We start from the raw sequence: 16,761 nt of genomic DNA on the forward strand, positions 1-16,761 counted from the left end.
GTCCTGGCCTCTTTCCGCAGGCCCTAGGCCTGGTGCCGGCCGACGGGGTCGGCGTTCGGTGTCGTGGCGGTGCGCGGCAGGCGCAGTTCCGCGCGGGCCTGCGCGGCCTTGCGGGCGGTGCGCAGGGCGTCGCCCGTGAGCAGCGACAGCGCCAGCCACACCAGCGCGAACCCGGCCCAGCGCTCCGGCGGCATGGCCTCGTGGAAGTACAGGATGCCCAGCAGGAACTGCAACACCGGCGCCATGTACTGCAGCAGCCCCAGCGTCGACAGCGGCACGCGGATCGCCGCCGCGCCGAAGCACACCAGCGGCAGCGCGGTCACGATGCCGGTCGCGGCGAGCAGCGCGGCGTGCCCCGCGCCCTCGGAGCCGAAGGTGAGGCCGCCCCGCGTGCCGAGCCACAGCAGATACGCCAGCGCGGGCAGGAACTGCACGGCGGTCTCGGCGGCCAGCGACTCGATGCCGCCGAGGTTGACCTTCTTCTTCACCAGCCCGTACGTGGCGAAGGAGAAGGCGAGCACGAGGGAGATCCACGGCGGCCTGCCGTAGCCGACGGTGAGGACGACGACGGCCACGAGGCCGATGCCGACCGCCGCCCACTGCGCGGGACGCAGCCGCTCCTTCAGCAGCAGCACGCCCATGGCGATGGTGACGAGCGGGTTGATGAAGTAACCGAGGGAGGCCTCGACGACGTGGCCGGAGTTCACGGACCAGATGTAGAGGCCCCAGTTGACGGTGATGACGGCCGCGGCGAACGTGATCAGCCCGAGCCGGCGCGGCCGGCGCAGCAGTTCGCCCGCCCAGGCCCAGCGCCGGATCACCAGCAGGGCGACGGACACGAAGGCCAGTGACCACACCATGCGGTGCGCGAGGATCTCCGTCGCCCCGGCCGGCTTCAGCAGGGGCCAGAACAGGGGCACGAGGCCCCACATCCCGTAGGCCGCGAAGCCGTTCAGCAGTCCTATATGCCGCTCGCTCCTCGACTTCCCGGTCACGGGCATCTCCTTCTCGCCTGGCCGCGCAGGTGCAGCACCGACGAAGGTAACGCCGGGATGCCACGGCTGTCATGCCCGTATCGGCATACGGTCATGACAGTTTCACGTCGCCGCCCGGACCTCGACGGCACGTGCCGGGCCGGGGCCGCGTACCGGCTTGTATCCGCTTTGTATGCCCGCCTCCTTCAATCGCCGCGTCACCTCGGCGACCACGGGAGGAACCATGCAGAGACGTAAGAGACACGGCCGGCGGCTGCTCGCGGCGCTGTGCGGCCTGGCCGCGCTGGCGGCTGCGGCCCCGGCCGCCACCGCGGCCCCGGAGACGGCCTCTGCCGGAGTCGAGGCCGCCGCGACCCGGCCCGCGTTCCGCATGCCGTTCGTCTGCGGCCAGACCTGGCGCGGCAGCAACTGGCAGGGCCACAGCCCCGCCCACTCCATCGACTGGAACCACTACGACGCCAACGGCACCCCGGACGACCTCGGCCGCCGCGTCCTCGCCAGCGCGGGCGGCACCGTCCTCCAGTCGTACTACGCCACCAGCACCGGCTACGGCAACACCATCGTCATCGGGCACGGCGACGGCTGGCGCACCCGCTACTCGCACCTGCAGTCCCGCGACGTGCAGGAGGGCGCCACCGTCACGCGCGGCCAGCGCATCGGCACGGTCGGCGCGACGTCCGCGCTCTACGACATCTCCCCGCACCTGCACTACGAGCAGATCCACGACGGCAACGTCGTGGTGGCCGTCGTCCAGGGCGTCTCCTGGCCCGATTACACGACGCGCTACCAGACCAGCACGAACGGCTGCTGAGCCGGGGCGGGAGTTTCGGCGCGGGGCCGGGGCGGGGGAGCGGGTGCGGCGGTCGGGTGCCCGCGCCGGGGGCCGGAGGAGCGGGTGCGGCGGTCGGGTGCCCGCGCCGGGCCGGGGGAGTGGGTGCGGTGGCTGGGTGCCCGCGCCGGGCTGGGGGGCGTATAGAGGCCGGGTGCCGACGTGCCGAAGCTTCCCCGCCCGGCGGTTCAGTGCGCGGCCGCGGCTTCGCATCGCCGTATCCGCCTGTGCCGCACCCGGCGGCTCGCCGCAGCGGCGGCACCCGCGCGCCGCCCTGCCCCCGCTCCCGCCCCCAGCGCCTCACCGCGGCGACTGCGGCATCGCGTCGCTCTGCCCCCGCTCCGGCACCCGGCGGCTCGCCGCAGCGGCGGCACCCGCGTACCGCCGTACCACCGCTCCCGCCCCCAGCGCCTCACCGCAGCAACCGCGGCATCGCGCCGCCCTGCCCCCGCTCCGGCACCCGCGGCTCGCCGCAGCGAACAGCACCCGCGCGCCGCCCTGCCCCCGCTCCCCGCCCCCGGCGCCTCACCGCAGCGACCGCAATTTCGCGTCCACCAGTTCTGCCTGGTCGCGTACGTCGAGGCGGCGCCAGGCCGACAGGGAGCGGTGGAAGTAGCGGCGTGCGGTCTGTTTGCGGCCCGTCGCGTGGTGCAGTTCGCCCAGCAGGCACGCCACCCGTGCCTCCGCGCGCCGGTCGCCGAGCTGTTGCTGCACCGCCAGCGCGCCGACCAGCAGCGCCGAGGCCCGGCCCGGGTCGCCCTGGCGCAGGCACAGCTCCCCGATGCTCTGCTGCACGTACGCCGCGCAGTGCGTGTCGGTCAGCTCGTCGAAGATCCCGAGCGCCCGCTCCAGCTCGGCCCGCGCCACCTGCGGTTCCCCGCGCAGCTCGTGCAGGACGGCGATGCGGCGGCGGACCTGTGCCTCGCGGTGCCGGTCGCCGACGTCGCGGGACAGGGCGAGTGCCCGCGCGAGCCACGGCGCGGCGGCGTCGGGGTCGCCGCGCTCCAGCCACACCGAGGCGATCGCGTTGTGCGCGACGGCCTCGCAGTGCCGGTCGCCCGCGGCCCGGGAGGCGCGCAGCGCCTCGGTGAACGACGTCAGGGCCGCGTCCGGATCGCCGGTCACCCGGTGCACCGAGCCGGTGCCGAGCCCGGCGACGGCCTCGCCCGCGCGGTGGCCGAGGCCGGCGAAGACCTCCCGGGACCGGTCGAACGCGGCGAGCGCGTCGGCGTACCGGTCCTGGTAGAGGTGGAGCTGGCCGAGGTTGCGCAGCAGGGCCGCGGACCGCGCGTCGGCCGGGTCGGGCACCGCGTCCAGGACGAGCCGGTGGGTGCGCAGCCAGTCGTCGTAGTAGCCGCGCATGTCGAAGAAGCCGGCCAGCTCCACGGCGAGATCGGCGGCCCGGGCCGGGTCGCCGAGCCGCAGCGCGGATTCCACGGCGGCGACCAGCACCCGCCGTTCGCTCTCGAACCACTCGATCGGCCGGGCCCGTACGGCGCGGGCGAGTCCGGCGGCCGGGCCGGGCAGCGGCACCGCCTCACCGAGCACCCCGAGGAAACGCGTCGGCATCGCGGCGTTCGCGCAGCGGGCCAGCGCGATCAGGGCGTCCACGGTCCGCAGCCCGCGCTCGCGCCAGAGGTCCGGCGGGTCCGCCTCGGCGAGTTCACGCGCGTAGATGCGGAGCAGGTCGTGCATGCGGTAGCGCTGGAGGCCGAGCGGGTCGGTGCCCACCACCTCCACCAGGTGCTCGTCGAGCAGCGTCTCCAGCGCCCGGTGCGGCTCGCCGGGCCGTCCCGTCGCGGCGGTCACGAGCCAGCCGGGCACCGCCTCGTCGGGCAGCCGGCCGAAGGCGCGGAAGGCGGTGGCCGCGTCCTCGGGCAGATACCGGTAGCTCAACTCGGCGCTCGCCCGCACCTCCAGTTCGCCGGTCTGCAACTGGTCCAGCCGGCCGCGCTCGTCGTGCAGGAAGCCGGCGAGCGCGCCGACGGTCCAGCCGGGCCGGTTGGCCAGCCGTGCCCCGGCGATCCGCACGGCCAGCGGCAGTGAGCCGCAGCCGGTGAGCACCCGGTCCGTGTCCGCGTCCGCCCCGGCGCCGCCCAGCCGGTCCTCGCCGACGATCCGGCCGAGCAGCGCGCGGGCCTCGTCGCGTCGCATGACGCCGAGGGGGCAGTGCTGCGCGGGCAGGGACGGCATCCGGCGGCGGGAGGCGACCAGCACCGCGGAGCCTCCGGTGCCGGGCAGCAGCGGGCGCACCTGCGCTCCGGTCGCGGCGTCGTCCAGGACGATCAGCACGCGCCGCTGGGCCAGCCGGGAGCGCAGCAACGCGGCCCGCTCGCCGGATTCGGCGGGCATGGCGTTGTCGATGACGCCGAGGCCGCGCAGCATCTCGGCGAGCACGTCGGCCGCCTCGCGCGGCCGGTCGCTCATGCCGCCGAGGTCCACGAACAGCTGCCCGTCCGGGAACAGGTGCCGCACGCGGTGGGCGACGTGCACGACCAGCGTGGACTTCCCCGATCCGGGCGGGCCCGACACCACGGCGACGACCGGCCGCCGCCCCGCGCCGGACAGCAGTTCCTCGAGCGCGGCGATCTCCGTGGCGCGGCCCGTGAAGTCGGGCACGTCCATCGGCAGCTGGCACACCGGCGCGGCCGGGGCGGTACGGCGCCGCGCCGCGTGCCCGTTGACCTCCTCGCCGGTGGCGCGCAGCGGGGCGCCGGGGGCGACGCCGAGTTCGGCGGCGAGGACCCGCTCGGCCTGCGCGTAGGCGGCGCGGGCCTCGGTGACGCGCCCGGCGCCGTGCAGGGCGCGGACCAGCATCTGCCACAGGTCCTCGCGCAGCGGGTCCTCGGCGAGCCGGGTCCTGAGGCCGGCGACGAGCGGCGGGTAGTCGCCCAGCCGCAGCCTGACCTGGAGGCATTCGTCCACGGCCAGGGAGCGCAGCTCCTCGACGCGGGTGAGCACCGGGTCCCACACCACGCTGGACGGCAGGTCCTGGAGCACGCCGCCCCGCCACAGCGCGAGGGCGGTGTCGTAGCCGCGCAGGGCGGTGCCGTCGTCGCCCCGGTCGCGTGCGACGCGGGCGCCGTCCAGGAGGTGCTCGAACAGCAGCAGGTCGTGGTCGCCGGGCTCGACGTCCAGGGCGTAGCCGGCCGGCAGGGTGCGCAGCCCGTCGGTGGGGATGCCCCCGGCCGTCAGGGCACGCCGCAGCGCGCGGACGTAGGTGCGGACGTTGGCCACCGCCGAGCGGGGCGCGCCGCCCGGCCACAGCACCTCGGTCAGCACGTCCACGGAGACGAACGCCCCGGGTTGCAGCAGCAGTGTGGCGAGCACCGCGCGCGGCTTGGGACCGCCCAGCCGCAACGGCCCCCCTCCGCCCCGCGCCCGTACCTGGAGCGGGCCCAGCACGCCGAATACCGGCTCCCCCATCCGCCTGCCTCCGTGACAGCCCGTGACTGCGGCTCAGCGTAGCCGTGGGCACAGTCGCCGAACAGGAGTTCAGCGATCCAGTACGGACGGGGCGGCGGCGTGTCAGCCCTTGAGCGCGCTCGTGATCGCCTCGGCGAGCGGCGTGGTCGGGCGTCCCGTCAGGCGGGACAGGTTACCGGAGTCGATCACCAGTTCGCCCTTCTCGCCGCGTACTCCTCGAAGCTCCACGCCTCGTCGCCGCCCAGCTCGTACGTCCGGGCCTGGTCCACCGCGACGCCCGGCCGGTCATCCCGCCCCGCGTCGACTACTCCCTCACCGGCCTCGGACGCGAGGCCGCCGAACAGGTCCGCTCACTCGCGCTGTGGACCGAGCGGCGGATGGCGGACGTGGAACGGGCCCGCCGGGCATACGACGAGGCCCGGACGCACTGAAGCGCCCGGGCCCACAGCCGTACCGCGTGCTCAGCCGACGACCGTCCAGGTGTCGCCGCCGGCGAGGAGGGCGGCCAGGTCGCCCTTGCCGTTCTGCTCGACGGCCGCGTCGAGCTGCTCGGCCATCTGCGTGTCGTAGACGGGCCGGTCGACGGAGCGGAACACGCCGATCGGCGTGTGGTGCAGCGTGTCCGGGTCGGCCAGTCTCGACAGGGCGAACGCCGTGGTCGGCGACGCCGCGTGCGCGTCGTGGACGAGGATCCGCGCCTCGTTCTCCGGCGTGACCGTGACGACCTTCAGGTCGCCGGTCTGCTGGTCCCGTACGACGCCCTTGGCGAGGCCGCTGCCGAAGCGGATCGGCTGCCCGTGCTCCAGGCGGATCACCGCCTCCTCGGCCCGCTGCTTGTCCTTCAGCGCGTCGAAGGCGCCGTCGTTGAAGATGTTGCAGTTCTGGTAGATCTCCACCAGCGCCGTGCCCGGATGCTCGGCCGCCTGCCGCAGGACCTCGGTGAGGTGCTTGCGGTCGGAGTCGACCGTACGGGCCACGAACGACGCCTCCGCGCCGATCGCCAGGGACACCGGGTTGAACGGGGCGTCCACCGACCCCATCGGCGTCGACTTGGTGATCTTGCCGACCTCGGAGGTGGGGCTGTACTGGCCCTTGGTCAGGCCGTAGATCCGGTTGTTGAACAGCAGGATCTTCAGGTTGACGTTGCGGCGCAGGGCGTGGATCAGGTGGTTGCCGCCGATGGACAGCGCGTCGCCGTCACCGGTCACCACCCACACGCTCAGGTCGCGGCGCGAGGCGGCCAGGCCCGTCGCGATGGCCGGGGCGCGGCCGTGGATGGAGTGCATCCCGTAGGTGTTCATGTAGTACGGGAAGCGGGAGGAGCAGCCGATGCCGGAGACGAACACGATGTTCTCCCGGGCCAGGCCGAGCTGGGGCATGAAGCCCTGCACGGCGGCCAGGATCGCGTAGTCGCCGCAGCCGGGGCACCAGCGCACTTCCTGATCGGACTTGAAGTCCTTCATCGACTGCTTGCCCTCGGCCTTCGGGACGAGCGTGAGCGCCTCGATCGTGCCCGTGCCTTCCGTGGACGTGTCAGCCATCGATGGCCTCCTTGAGAGCGGTGGCGAGCTGCTCCGCCTTGAACGGCATGCCGTTGACCTGGTTGTACGAGTGGGCGTCGACCAGGTACTTCGCCCGGATCAGGGTGGCGAGCTGGCCGAGGTTCATCTCGGGGATCACCACCTTGTCGTAACGCCTCAGGACCTCGCCGAGATTCCGGGGGAACGGGTTGACGTGGCGCAGGTGGGCCTGGGCGATCGTCTCGCCGGCCGTGCGCAGCCGGCGGACGGCCGCGGTGATCGGCCCGTAGGTGGAACCCCAGCCGAGCACCAGGGTCCGCGCCTGCCCGGACGGGTCGTCCACCTCGATGTCGGGCACGTCGATGCCGTCGACCTTGGCCTGCCGGGTGCGGACCATGAAGTCGTGGTTGGCCGGGGAGTAGGAGATGTTGCCCGTGCCGTCTTCCTTCTCGATGCCGCCGATGCGGTGCTCCAGGCCCGGCGTGCCGGGGACCGCCCACGGGCGTGCCAGGGTCTGCGGGTCGCGCTTGTAGGGCCAGAAGACGTCGGTGCCGTCGTCCAGGGTGTGGTTCGGGCCCTGCGCGAACTGCACCCGCAGGTCGGGCAGTTCGTCCAGGTCGGGGATGCGCCAGGGTTCCGAGCCGTTGGCGAGGTAGCCGTCGGAGAGCAGGAACACCGGGGTGCGGTAGGTGAGCGCGATACGGGCGGCTTCCAGGGCGGCGTCGAAGCAGTCGGCGGGGGTGCGCGGCGCGACCACCGGGACCGGGGCCTCGCCGTTGCGGCCGTACATCGCCTGGAGCAGGTCCGCCTGCTCGGTCTTGGTGGGCAGGCCCGTCGAGGGGCCGCCGCGCTGGATGTCCACGATCAGCAGGGGCAGTTCGAGGGAGACCGCGAGACCGATGGTCTCCGACTTCAGCGCCACGCCGGGACCGGAGGTGGTGGTCACGGCGAGGGAGCCGCCGAAGGCCGCGCCCAGGGCCGCGCCGATGCCCGCGATCTCGTCCTCCGCCTGGAACGTGCGTACGCCGAAGTTCTTGTGGCGGCTGAGCTCGTGGAGGATGTCCGAGGCCGGGGTGATCGGGTACGAGCCCAGGAAGAGGGGCAGGTCCGCCTGGCGAGAGGCCGCGATCAGGCCGTAGGCCAGGGCCAGGTTCCCGGAGATGTTGCGGTACACGCCCGGCGGAAAGGCCTGCGCGGCCGGCGCCACCTCGTAGGAGACGGCGAAGTCCTCCGTCGTCTCGCCGAAGTTCCAGCCCGCCCGGAACGCGGTCACGTTGGCCTCGGCCACCTCGGGCTTCTTGGCGAACTTGGCCCGCAGGAACCGCTCCGTGCCCTCGGTGGGCCGGTGGTACATCCAGGACAGCAGGCCCAGCGCGAACATGTTCTTCGCCCGCTCCGCGTCCTTGCGGGCCAGCCCCGAATCCTTCAGCGCCTCCACCGTCAGCGTGGTCAGCGGCACCGGATGCACGTGGTAGCCGTCCAGCGAACCGTCCTCCAGCGGCGAGGTCGCGTACCCGACCTTCTGCATCGCCCGCTTGGTGAACTCGTCCGTGTTCACGATGACCTCCGCGCCGCGCGGCACATCAGCGATGTTCGCCTTCAGCGCGGCCGGGTTCATCGCCACGAGGACGTTCGGCGCGTCGCCCGGGGTGAGGATGTCGTGGTCGGCGAAGTGCAGCTGAAAGCTGGAGACGCCCGGCAGGGTGCCTGCGGGCGCGCGGATCTCGGCCGGGAAGTTCGGCAGCGTCGACAGGTCGTTGCCGAACGACGCGGTTTCCGAGGTGAAGCGGTCGCCGGTGAGCTGCATTCCGTCGCCCGAGTCCCCCGCGAACCGGATGATCACCCGATCCAGCCGGCGGACGTCCTTCGTCCCGGCCGGTTTGCGCTGCTCTCCCGCGACGGCTCCGTCGGCCTGTTCCGCTGGGCTACTGACCTGGCTGGTCACTGAACTGGACCTCCCTGGTGGACGGCTGTCCGGGACAGGCCTTCCCGCAGGCCCGCCCGCGTCAACCCTACGTCCGCGGCGCCCGCACCCGGTGTGACATTCGCATGATGGACACGACAGCGAGACGGCCCGCGGCCCCGACGTGTCATGATTTCCCGCCCCCCGGCGACCCGCCTGCGCCGCCACCCCCGAAGACGCCCGTCCCGGTTCACCGGTTTGTCAGGAGTTGAGGTAGGTGAGGACGGCCAGGACGCGGCGATGGTCGCCGTCGCTCGGGGACAGTCCCAACTTCAGGAAGATGTTGCTGACGTGCTTCTCGACCGCCCCGTCGCTGACCACCAGCTGCCGCGCGATCGCCGAGTTCGTCCGGCCCTCCGCCATCAGGCCCAGCACCTCGCGCTCCCGGGGGGTCAGCCCCGCGAGCACGTCCTGCTTGCGGCTGCGGCCCAGCAGCTGTGCGACGACCTCCGGGTCCAGGGCCGTACCGCCCCGCGCCACGCGCACCACCGCGTCCACGAACTCCCGCACCTCGGCCACCCGGTCCTTGAGCAGATAGCCGACGCCACGGCTGGAGCCCGCCAGCAGCTCCGTCGCGTACCGCTCCTCCACGTACTGCGACAGGACGAGCACCCCGAGCCCCGGGTGCGCCTTGCGCAGCTGCACCGCGGCCCGGACGCCCTCGTCGGTGTGCGTCGGCGGCATCCGCACGTCGGCGACCACCACGTCGGGCAGCGCGCCCTGGTCGTCCAGGTCGGTGATGGTCTTGATCAGCGCGTCCCCGTCACCGACGCCGGCCACGACGTCGTGCCCGCGGTCGGTCAGGAGGCGGGTCAGGCCCTCCCTCAGCAGCACCGAGTCCTCGGCGATGACCACCCGCACCCTGTCCTCCACGTCCTTCTGCCCCCTGCCCACGGCGGCCCGCCCCACGGCGGACCTGCGACAGGTCCAGCATCCCAGCATTGGCAGAGGGATGCGGCGCCGCGCCGGGACTGGGGGAGCCGGCTCCGGTTGAGGAGCCCGGATTGCGGCTTGGGGTGGGATTCGCCCACGGAGAGGGCTCGGCCATCGGCCTGCGGTCCGCGGTCCGTGAACCGCGGCCTGCGACCCGCGGCTGGCGGTTTCGGGTGGCCGTCACCTGCGCCACGGCAGTTCGGCCGTCACCCGCGTCGGCCCGCCCGCCGGTGAGTCCACCACGAGGATGCCGTCCACCGCGTCGAGCCGTTCCGCCAGCCCGGCCAGGCCCGAACCCCGGCCCACGTCCGCGCCGCCCGCCCCGTCGTCCATGACCTGGAGCATCAGCCGGTTGTCCACGCGCCACACCTCGACCACCGCCGAGGTCGCCCGCGCGTGCTTGCTGATGTTCTGGAGCAGCTCCGACACCGTGAAGTACGCGATCCCCTCGATCGCCGGCGCCGGCCGCTCCCGCAGGTCCACCTCCACCCGCACCGGCACCGCGCACCGCGACGCCACCGCCGACAGCGCCGCGTCGAGCCCGCGGTCCGTGAGCACGGCCGGGTGGATGCCCCGCGCGAGATCGCGCAGCTCCTGAAGCGCCGTCTTCACCTCGCCGTGCGCCTCGTCCACCATCCGCGCCGCGGCCTGCGGGTCCTCGCGCAGCTTCTCCTTCGCCAGCCCCAGGTCCATCGCCAGGCTGACCAGCCGGGCCTGCGCCCCGTCGTGCAGATCCCGCTCGATGCGCCGCAGATCGGCCGCGGCGGTGTCGACCACGACACCCCGGTCCGACTCCAGCTCCACGACCCGCGTCGCCAGCCGCGACGGCCCGAGCAGCCCGTGCACCATCACCCGGTCCACCATCGTCAGCGCCCGCACGATCCACGGCGTGGCCAGCGTGAACAGCAGCCCCACCAGCGCCGCCACCGTGATCTCGAACGGGTTGTCCAGGTACACGCGGTGCGTCTCGTCCCCGTACAGCTGAAGACCGCCCTGCCCCACCCACATCGGGAAGACCCAGAACCACAGCGGATACGTCACCAGCGCCCAGCCGTACGCCCAGAGGTTCAGGGCGACGACGAAGGAGAACACCGCCCACGGGAAGTGCAGCAGCGCGTACAGCACCGCCCGCCACGACGTGCCGCTCTTGAGGACGGCACCGATCCACGCCATCGGACCCTGCTTGCGCATCCGCAGCGGCTCCGGCTCCGCCACCTCCAGGCCCAGCAGCCCGCGCGCCCGCGCCCGCTCCAGCGCCCCCAGCCCGCGGCAGCCGGCCAGCGCCGCGGCCAGCACCGGGACCCCGAGGAACGTCACCAGCAGACCCGCGCCCAGCGCGACCATCGTGACGGTGAACACGAACAGCAGCACGCTGATCGGCAGGCTCAGCAGCACGAAGCCGAACTCGCGCCAGAAGCGCCCCTCGAACGGTGCCCGCAGCCCCGCCGGCAGCCGGTGCCGCCGCTCCCTGCCGCTCATCGCGCATCCGGGCCCACCCGGCCCGTAGCCCTGCCCGTACTCCATGGCCATCGGTGTCGTCCGTTCCTCGTCGTCCGGTGCCGTACCACCACAGTGCTCCACCGCAGGTCGGCGGACCATGGAGTCCGTCGGCGTCTTGGCAGGGGGGTTTTCCCCACCCCCCGTTCGCGGCCCCGCCCACCACCCCGGCCGCGGGCCCCGCGCCCTATCCCCCATCCCGGTCCCGCCAGGGCAGTTCCGCCGTGACGCTCGTCGGGCCGCCCTCCGGCGAGTCCACGACGAACAGGCCGTCCACCGCGCCCAGCCGGTCCGCGAGCCCTCGCATCCCCGTACCGCCGTCCAGCCGCGCGCCCCCGCGCCCGTCGTCCCGGACCTGGATCAACAGCCGGTCGTCCGCACGCCACACGTCGACCGTCGCCGACCGCGCCCCGCTGTGCTTGCTGACGTTCTGCAGCAGCTCCGAGACGGTGAAGTAGGCGATGCCCTCGATGGCCGCGACCGGCCGGGCGGTCAGGTCCACCGTCACCTTCACCGGCACCGTGCAGCGCGACGCCACCGCCGACAACGCGGCATCCAGACCCCGGTCGGTGAGCACCGCCGGATGAATGCCGCGGGCCAGATCCCGCAGCTCCTGGAGCGCCAGCTTCACCTCGCCGTGCGCCTCCTCGACCATCGCCGCCACGTGCTCGTCCGCCTGGCCCTCCAGCAGCTTCTCCTTGGCCAGGCCGAGGCCCATCGCGAGGTTGACCAGCCGGGCCTGCGCCCCGTCGTGCAGATCCCGCTCGATGCGCCGCAGGTCAGCCGCCGCCGTGTCCACCACGACACCCCGGTCCGACTCCAGCTCGGCGATGCGCCGCTCCAGCTCGTCCGACGGCGACAGCAGCCCGCGCACCATCGCCCGGTCCGCGTTCGCCAGACCCCGCGCGATGTACGGCAGCACCGGCCACAGCACGAACAACGACACCAGCGTGATCACGAAGGTGACCACACCCCACGGCAACCGGATGACGTCGTACAGCACCGTCCGCCAGCCCACCGGGTCCTTCAGCGCCATCCACAGCTGCGCGAAGACCCCGCCGTCGTTCCTGCCGCGGCGGCGCAGCGGCAGCGGGCTCGGCTCGTCCACCCGCACCCCGAGCAGCGCCCGGGCCCGCGCCCGCTCCAGCTTTCCGAGCTGCCGGGCGCCCATCAGACCGGCTGCCAGCAGCGGGAACCCGATCACCGTGACGGTCAGCCAGAGGCTCGTGAACAGCACCGTCATGACGTAGACGAAGCCGAACACCGCCAGCGGCAGGTTCGCCAGGAGATGCGCGATCTCCTTCCAGGTGTGCCGGTCGTAGGCGAAACGCGCCGGCGGCAGCGGCGCGACGGTGCCGCCCCTGGCCGGGCTCGAAGACGGGAGACGTTCGGTCATACCGGCCAGCGTGCCCGGCGACGGGCGCCCCGCGCCATGAGGTGCACCGGCGACCGGCCCCTGGGGAAAACCCCACCCCGCGCCCACCCGCACGCGCCGACGCCCGACGGGCTGCTTACGGTCTCCTTAGCAGGGCCTAGACTCCCGTGCGTACAGATCGCCGAACAGCGGCAGCCACGGGGACACCCGCCGGGACAGCCACTGGCGCCCGACTGGCGCTCGAGGAACAGGGAGCGAGGGACGGACGTGCTCGAACCGACCGTCGTCCATGCGGCAGCCGCCGGCACGACCGCCGTCACCGACGCGACCGCCGCCGACGCGACCGCCGTCGGCACCACGCTCGTCGCGGCGGACTACTTCCAGTCGTACTCGGTCGTCGGACTGCTCGCCGTCCTCGGCGTGCTCTTCGTCGCGGTCGCCTTCGGCGCGGGCCGCCTGCTGCGCCCCGTCGTCCCGACCCCCGAGAAACTCCTGACGTACGAGTGCGGCGTCGACCCCGTCGGCGAGGGCTGGGCCCACACCCAGGTCCGCTACTACGTCTACGCTTTTCTGTACGTGATTTTCGCGGTCGACTCGATCTTCCTGTTCCCCTGGGCAACCGTCTTCGCCGCCGACGGCTACGGCGCCACCACCCTCGTGGAGATGTTCGTCTTCCTCGGCTTCCTCGCCGTGGGCCTGCTGTACGCATACAAGAAGGGCGTCCTGACATGGACGTGAACCCCGAACGCGTGATGCTGCCCGAACCGAAGCGCCTTGGCACCCTCGCGCGCCTCGCCCCCGAACCGATGAAGGTCGTCCTCAACTGGGGACGCCGCTACTCGCTCTGGGTCTTCAACTTCGGGCTCGCCTGCTGCGCCATCGAGTTCATCGCCGCGTCCATGGCCCGCCACGACTTCATCCGCCTCGGCGTGATCCCCTTCGCGCCGGGCCCGCGCCAGGCCGACCTGATGGTCGTCTCCGGCACGGTCACGGACAAGATGGCCCCGGCCGTGAAGCGCCTGTACGAGCAGATGCCCGAGCCGAAGTACGTCATCTCCTTCGGCGCCTGCTCCAACTGCGGCGGCCCGTACTGGGACTCGTACTCGGTCACCAAGGGCGTCGACCAGATCATCCCCGTCGACGTCTACGTCCCCGGCTGCCCGCCGCGCCCCGAGGCGCTCCTCCAGGGCATCCTCAAGCTCCAGGAGAAGATCGCGCGCGAGTCGCTGGGCGAGCGGTACGGCTCGGCGCCCCGCCCGTCCGCCGCCGCCCTCACCAGCGACTTGGTCAAGCCGCCCAGCACGGCCGACGCCGCGCGGGAGGGGGAGACCCGATGACGACGGCCGGCTGGCTGCCCGCCGACATCGAGGACCTCTTCGGCCCGGACGCCACCGCCGAGGAGGCGTACGACGTCCTGACCGTCGACGTCCCCCCGGCCGCGTGGATCCCCGCCCTGGAGACCGCCCGCGACCGGCTCGGCTGCACCTACTTCGACTGGCTCAGCGCGGTCGACGAACCCGGCACCGGCTTCCGCGTCGCCGCCCACGTCGTCGCCCTCTCCCCGGTACGGCGCCTGCTGCTGCGCACGACCGTCCCGCACGAGGCGCCGACCCTGCCGACCGCCGGCGGCGTGTACGCGGGCGCGGGCTGGCACGAGCGCGAGACGCACGAGATGTTCGGCATCACCTTCGAGGGCCACCCCGCCCTGAACCACCTCCTCCTCCCGGACGGCTTCGAGGGCCACCCCCTCCGCAAGGACTTCGTCCTGGCCGCCCGCGTCGCCAAGGCCTGGCCCGGCGCCAAGGAACCCGGCGAGTCGGAACACGGCGGCCCCAAACGCCGCCAGATGCTCCCGCCGGGCGTCCCCGACCCGAACGAATGGGGTCCCCTGAAGGGCCGGCTCCCCCCGGCCCCGGCCCGCCCGGCCCGCGGCACCGCCCGCACGGCGGCCGACCGCCCGCCCCGGCGCACCCGCACCGCGAGCGGGGGCTCGGCCGGCCAGACCACGCCGGAAACCCCGGCGACCCCGGCCACGGAAGCCCCGGCCCCCGCACCGCGCCGCACCCGTACGGCGTCCCAGGGCTCGGCCGGCCAGACGCCGGCGCAGGAGCCTGCCGCCACGGAAACCCCGGCTGCCGCACCGCGCCGGGCACGCAGCGCGGCGGAGGGCTCGGCGTCCCAACGCACGGACGCCGCGGCCGTCACGCCGTCGGCCGAGACCCCGCCCGTCGAGACCCCGCCCGCCGAAACCCCGGCCCGGAAGGCCGCCCCGCGCAGCCCCGACGCCCCGTGGCACCACGCCCGCCCCGCCTTCGAGGCAACGGACGCCGAGCCGACAGCCGAGCCCGAGCCGACAGCCGAGCCCGAGCCGACAGCCGAGCCTGAGCCGACAGCCGAGCCTGAGCCGACTGCCAAGCCCGAGCCGACTGCCAAGCCCGAACCGACAGCGGAGCCCGAACCGACAGCCGAGCCCGAGCCGACGGCCAAGCCCGAAGCGACTGCCAAGCCCGAACCGACAGCGGAGCCTGAGCCGACGGCCAAGCCCGAGCCGACGGCCAAGCCCGAGCCGACGAAGGAGCCGGAGGCCAACACCGCTCCGACCCCCGAAGACCCTGACGACCCCGAACCCCCCACAGGAGGCCCGCAGTGAACGACGCTCTCGACGTCGCCCTGCGACTCCTCGCCGTCTTCGTCGTCTTCCTCGCCTTCCCCCTGCTCGTAGGCCAGACCGAGCACAAGGTGATGGCGCACATGCAGGGCCGCCTCGGCCCCATGTACGCGGGCGGCTTCCACGGCTGGGCCCAGCTCGTCGCCGACGGCGTGAAGTTCGCGCAGAAGGAGGACGTGGTCCCGGCCGGCGCGGACCGCCGCATCTTCCAGCTCGCCCCCGCCGTCGCCCTGCTCCCGTACCTCCTCGTCCTGCTCGCGATCCCCATCGGCCCCGGCGAGGGCGCGGTCGGCGAGGTCGTCGACGCGGGCATCTTCTTCGTCCTGGCGGTCATGGGCGTCGGCGTCCTCGGCTCGCTGATGGCAGGCTGGGCGTCCGCCAACAAGTTCTCCCTGCTGGGCGGCCTGCGCACCGCCGCCCAGCTCCTGGCGTACGAACTGCCGATGCTGCTCACCGCCGCCTCCGTCGCCATGGCGGCCGGCACGGTCTCCCTGGTCGGCATCCTCGACGCCTTCGAGTGGTGGTGGCTGCCCTGGCAGATCGTCGGCGCGATCGTCTTCTTCATCGCCGGCCTCGCCGAACTCCAGCGCCCCCCGTTCGACATGCCCGTCGCCGACTCGGAGATCATCTTCGGCGCGTACACCGAGTACACCGGCCTCCGCTTCGCCCTGTTCCTCCTCGCCGAGTACGCCGGGATCGTCGTGCTGTGCGGCCTGACCACCGTCCTCTTCCTGGGCGGCTGGCACGGCCCCTGGGGCGCCGACGGCCTCGGCTGGGTGTGGACGCTGCTGAAGACCGCGGTCCTCGCCTTCGTCGTGATCTGGCTGCGCGTCACCTACCCCCGCCTGCGCGAGGACCAGCTCCAGAAGCTGTCCTGGACCGTCCTCGTCCCCCTCTCCCTCGCCCAGATCGCCCTCACCGGCATCGTCAAGGTGGTGATCCGGTAACCATGTCCCGCATCCCCGGCTCCGGGCTGGCCAAGGGCCTGGCCGTCACCCTCCGCACGATGACGAGGAAGACCGTCACCGAGCAGTACCCCGACGTCCAGCCCGACCTCCCGCCCCGCACCCGCGGCGTGATCGGCCTGTTCGAGGAGAACTGCACGGTCTGCATGCTGTGTGCCCGTGAGTGCCCCGACTGGTGCATCTACATCGACTCCCACAAGGAGACGATCCCCGCCGCCGCCCCCGGCGGACGCGAACGCAGCCGCAACGTCCTCGACCGCTTCGCCATCGACTTCTCCCTCTGCATGTACTGCGGTATCTGCATCGAGGTCTGCCCCTTCGACGCCCTGTTCTGGTCCCCGGAGTTCGAGTACGCCGAGACCGACATCCGCGACCTCACCCACGAGCGCGACAAGCTCCGCGAGTGGATGTGGACCGTGCCGGCCCCGCCCGCCCTCGACCCCGGCGCCGAGGAACCCAAGGAGATCGCCGCCGCCCGCAAGACGGCCGAGAAACTCGCCGCCGCGCAGGCCGAGCCCCAGGAGGAAGACGCATGAGCCTCCTGCCCGGCACGCCGACCACCGCATCCGACGCGCTGATCACCGCATCCG

General features: G+C 73.3%; 13 protein-coding genes and 2 pseudogenes. 7 read left to right on the forward strand and 8 right to left on the reverse strand.

Going from position 1 to position 16,761, the window contains the following annotated elements:
- Window positions 1–23 precede the first annotated feature (23 nt).
- Entirely contained in the window at window positions 24–995 is a 972-nt protein-coding gene (rarD, locus tag AB0M97_RS07355; RefSeq protein WP_365959779.1) for an EamA family transporter RarD, read from the reverse strand.
- 223 nt (window positions 996–1,218) lie between these two features.
- Here rarD and AB0M97_RS07360 point away from each other — a divergent pair, with 223 nt between their 5' ends.
- Window positions 1,219–1,806, forward strand: coding sequence for a M23 family metallopeptidase (locus AB0M97_RS07360; RefSeq protein WP_365959780.1), 588 nt, complete (start codon window positions 1,219–1,221; stop codon window positions 1,804–1,806).
- 543 nt (window positions 1,807–2,349) lie between these two features.
- Here AB0M97_RS07360 and AB0M97_RS07365 read toward each other — a convergent pair.
- Together AB0M97_RS07365 and AB0M97_RS07370 are read right to left on the reverse strand one after the other, a co-directional pair.
- Window positions 2,350–5,250 carry a BTAD domain-containing putative transcriptional regulator gene (locus tag AB0M97_RS07365; protein ID WP_365959781.1) on the reverse strand — a complete coding sequence of 967 codons (2,901 nt, stop codon included), beginning with the start codon at window positions 5,248–5,250 and terminating at the stop codon, window positions 2,350–2,352.
- A 102-nt stretch (window positions 5,251–5,352) separates the two neighbouring features.
- Window positions 5,353–5,504 (reverse strand): annotated as a pseudogene (locus tag AB0M97_RS07370) (KR domain-containing protein); the annotation flags it as partial.
- Window positions 5,505–5,507: 3 nt separating this feature from the next.
- On the opposite strand from AB0M97_RS07370, the pseudogene AB0M97_RS07375 reads away from it, so the two are divergent.
- A pseudogene (locus AB0M97_RS07375) lies at window positions 5,508–5,681 on the forward strand (winged helix-turn-helix transcriptional regulator); the annotation flags it as partial.
- A gap of 30 nt (window positions 5,682–5,711) precedes the next feature.
- Here AB0M97_RS07375 and AB0M97_RS07380 read toward each other — a convergent pair.
- The 5 genes from AB0M97_RS07380 to AB0M97_RS07400 form a co-directional block, all read right to left on the reverse strand.
- Window positions 5,712–6,791, reverse strand: a complete 1,080-nt coding sequence (locus tag AB0M97_RS07380; RefSeq protein ID WP_365959782.1) for a 2-oxoacid:ferredoxin oxidoreductase subunit beta — start codon at window positions 6,789–6,791, stop codon at window positions 5,712–5,714.
- The gene (locus tag AB0M97_RS07385; RefSeq protein ID WP_365959783.1) at window positions 6,784–8,715 is read right to left on the reverse strand and encodes a 2-oxoacid:acceptor oxidoreductase subunit alpha; all 1,932 of its coding nucleotides are present in this window, start codon (window positions 8,713–8,715) and stop codon (window positions 6,784–6,786) included. Before AB0M97_RS07385 ends, AB0M97_RS07380 begins: the two co-directional genes overlap by 8 nt.
- A 219-nt stretch (window positions 8,716–8,934) precedes the next feature.
- Window positions 8,935–9,594 carry a response regulator transcription factor gene (locus tag AB0M97_RS07390; RefSeq protein ID WP_365959919.1) on the reverse strand — a complete coding sequence of 220 codons (660 nt, stop codon included), beginning with the start codon at window positions 9,592–9,594 and terminating at the stop codon, window positions 8,935–8,937.
- A 252-nt stretch (window positions 9,595–9,846) separates the two neighbouring features.
- Window positions 9,847–11,196, reverse strand: a complete 1,350-nt coding sequence (locus tag AB0M97_RS07395; protein ID WP_365959920.1) for a sensor domain-containing protein — start codon at window positions 11,194–11,196, stop codon at window positions 9,847–9,849.
- Window positions 11,197–11,350: 154 nt separating this feature from the next.
- On the reverse strand, window positions 11,351–12,559 hold the full coding sequence (locus AB0M97_RS07400; protein WP_365959784.1) for a sensor domain-containing protein: 1,209 nt from the start codon (window positions 12,557–12,559) through the stop codon (window positions 11,351–11,353).
- A gap of 381 nt (window positions 12,560–12,940) precedes the next feature.
- Here AB0M97_RS07400 and AB0M97_RS07405 point away from each other — a divergent pair, with 381 nt between their 5' ends.
- Genes AB0M97_RS07405 through AB0M97_RS07425 form a run of 5 tightly spaced genes read left to right on the forward strand, consistent with a single transcriptional unit; the run spans window position 12,941 to window position 16,707 of the window.
- Entirely contained in the window at window positions 12,941–13,276 is a 336-nt protein-coding gene (locus AB0M97_RS07405) for an NADH-quinone oxidoreductase subunit A (protein ID WP_365959921.1), read from the forward strand.
- Complete coding sequence (locus AB0M97_RS07410; protein ID WP_365959785.1) at window positions 13,267–13,875, forward strand: NADH-quinone oxidoreductase subunit B family protein; 609 nt, start codon at window positions 13,267–13,269, stop codon at window positions 13,873–13,875. The genes AB0M97_RS07405 and AB0M97_RS07410 overlap by 10 nt, the downstream gene beginning before the upstream one ends.
- Entirely contained in the window at window positions 13,872–15,188 is a 1,317-nt protein-coding gene (locus AB0M97_RS07415) for an NADH-quinone oxidoreductase subunit C (RefSeq protein WP_365959786.1), read from the forward strand. The genes AB0M97_RS07410 and AB0M97_RS07415 overlap by 4 nt, the downstream gene beginning before the upstream one ends.
- Window positions 15,185–16,153, forward strand: coding sequence for a complex I subunit 1 family protein (locus AB0M97_RS07420; protein WP_365959787.1), 969 nt, complete (start codon window positions 15,185–15,187; stop codon window positions 16,151–16,153). The genes AB0M97_RS07415 and AB0M97_RS07420 overlap by 4 nt, the downstream gene beginning before the upstream one ends.
- A gap of 2 nt (window positions 16,154–16,155) precedes the next feature.
- Complete coding sequence (locus AB0M97_RS07425; RefSeq protein WP_365959788.1) at window positions 16,156–16,707, forward strand: NADH-quinone oxidoreductase subunit I; 552 nt, start codon at window positions 16,156–16,158, stop codon at window positions 16,705–16,707.
- Window positions 16,708–16,761 lie beyond the last annotated feature (54 nt).

Origin of the sequence: Streptomyces sp. NPDC051207 (genome assembly GCF_040682395.1) — a bacterium.
Taxonomy (GTDB): domain Bacteria; phylum Actinomycetota; class Actinomycetes; order Streptomycetales; family Streptomycetaceae; genus Streptomyces.

Excerpts from the sequence above, each read along its gene's own strand:
- AB0M97_RS07360 (WP_365959780.1), top strand. The coding sequence starts at position 1,219 with ATGCAGAGACGTAAGAGACACGGCCGGCGGCTGCTCGCGGCGCTGTGC.
- AB0M97_RS07410 (WP_365959785.1), top strand. The coding sequence starts at position 13,267 with ATGGACGTGAACCCCGAACGCGTGATGCTGCCCGAACCGAAGCGCCTT.
- AB0M97_RS07380 (WP_365959782.1), bottom strand. The coding sequence starts at position 6,791 with ATGGCTGACACGTCCACGGAAGGCACGGGCACGATCGAGGCGCTCACG.
- AB0M97_RS07425 (WP_365959788.1), top strand. The coding sequence starts at position 16,156 with ATGTCCCGCATCCCCGGCTCCGGGCTGGCCAAGGGCCTGGCCGTCACC.
- AB0M97_RS07400 (WP_365959784.1), bottom strand. The coding sequence starts at position 12,559 with ATGACCGAACGTCTCCCGTCTTCGAGCCCGGCCAGGGGCGGCACCGTC.
- AB0M97_RS07415 (WP_365959786.1), top strand. The coding sequence starts at position 13,872 with ATGACGACGGCCGGCTGGCTGCCCGCCGACATCGAGGACCTCTTCGGC.
- AB0M97_RS07365 (WP_365959781.1), bottom strand. The coding sequence starts at position 5,250 with ATGGGGGAGCCGGTATTCGGCGTGCTGGGCCCGCTCCAGGTACGGGCG.
- AB0M97_RS07395 (WP_365959920.1), bottom strand. The coding sequence starts at position 11,196 with ATGGCCATGGAGTACGGGCAGGGCTACGGGCCGGGTGGGCCCGGATGC.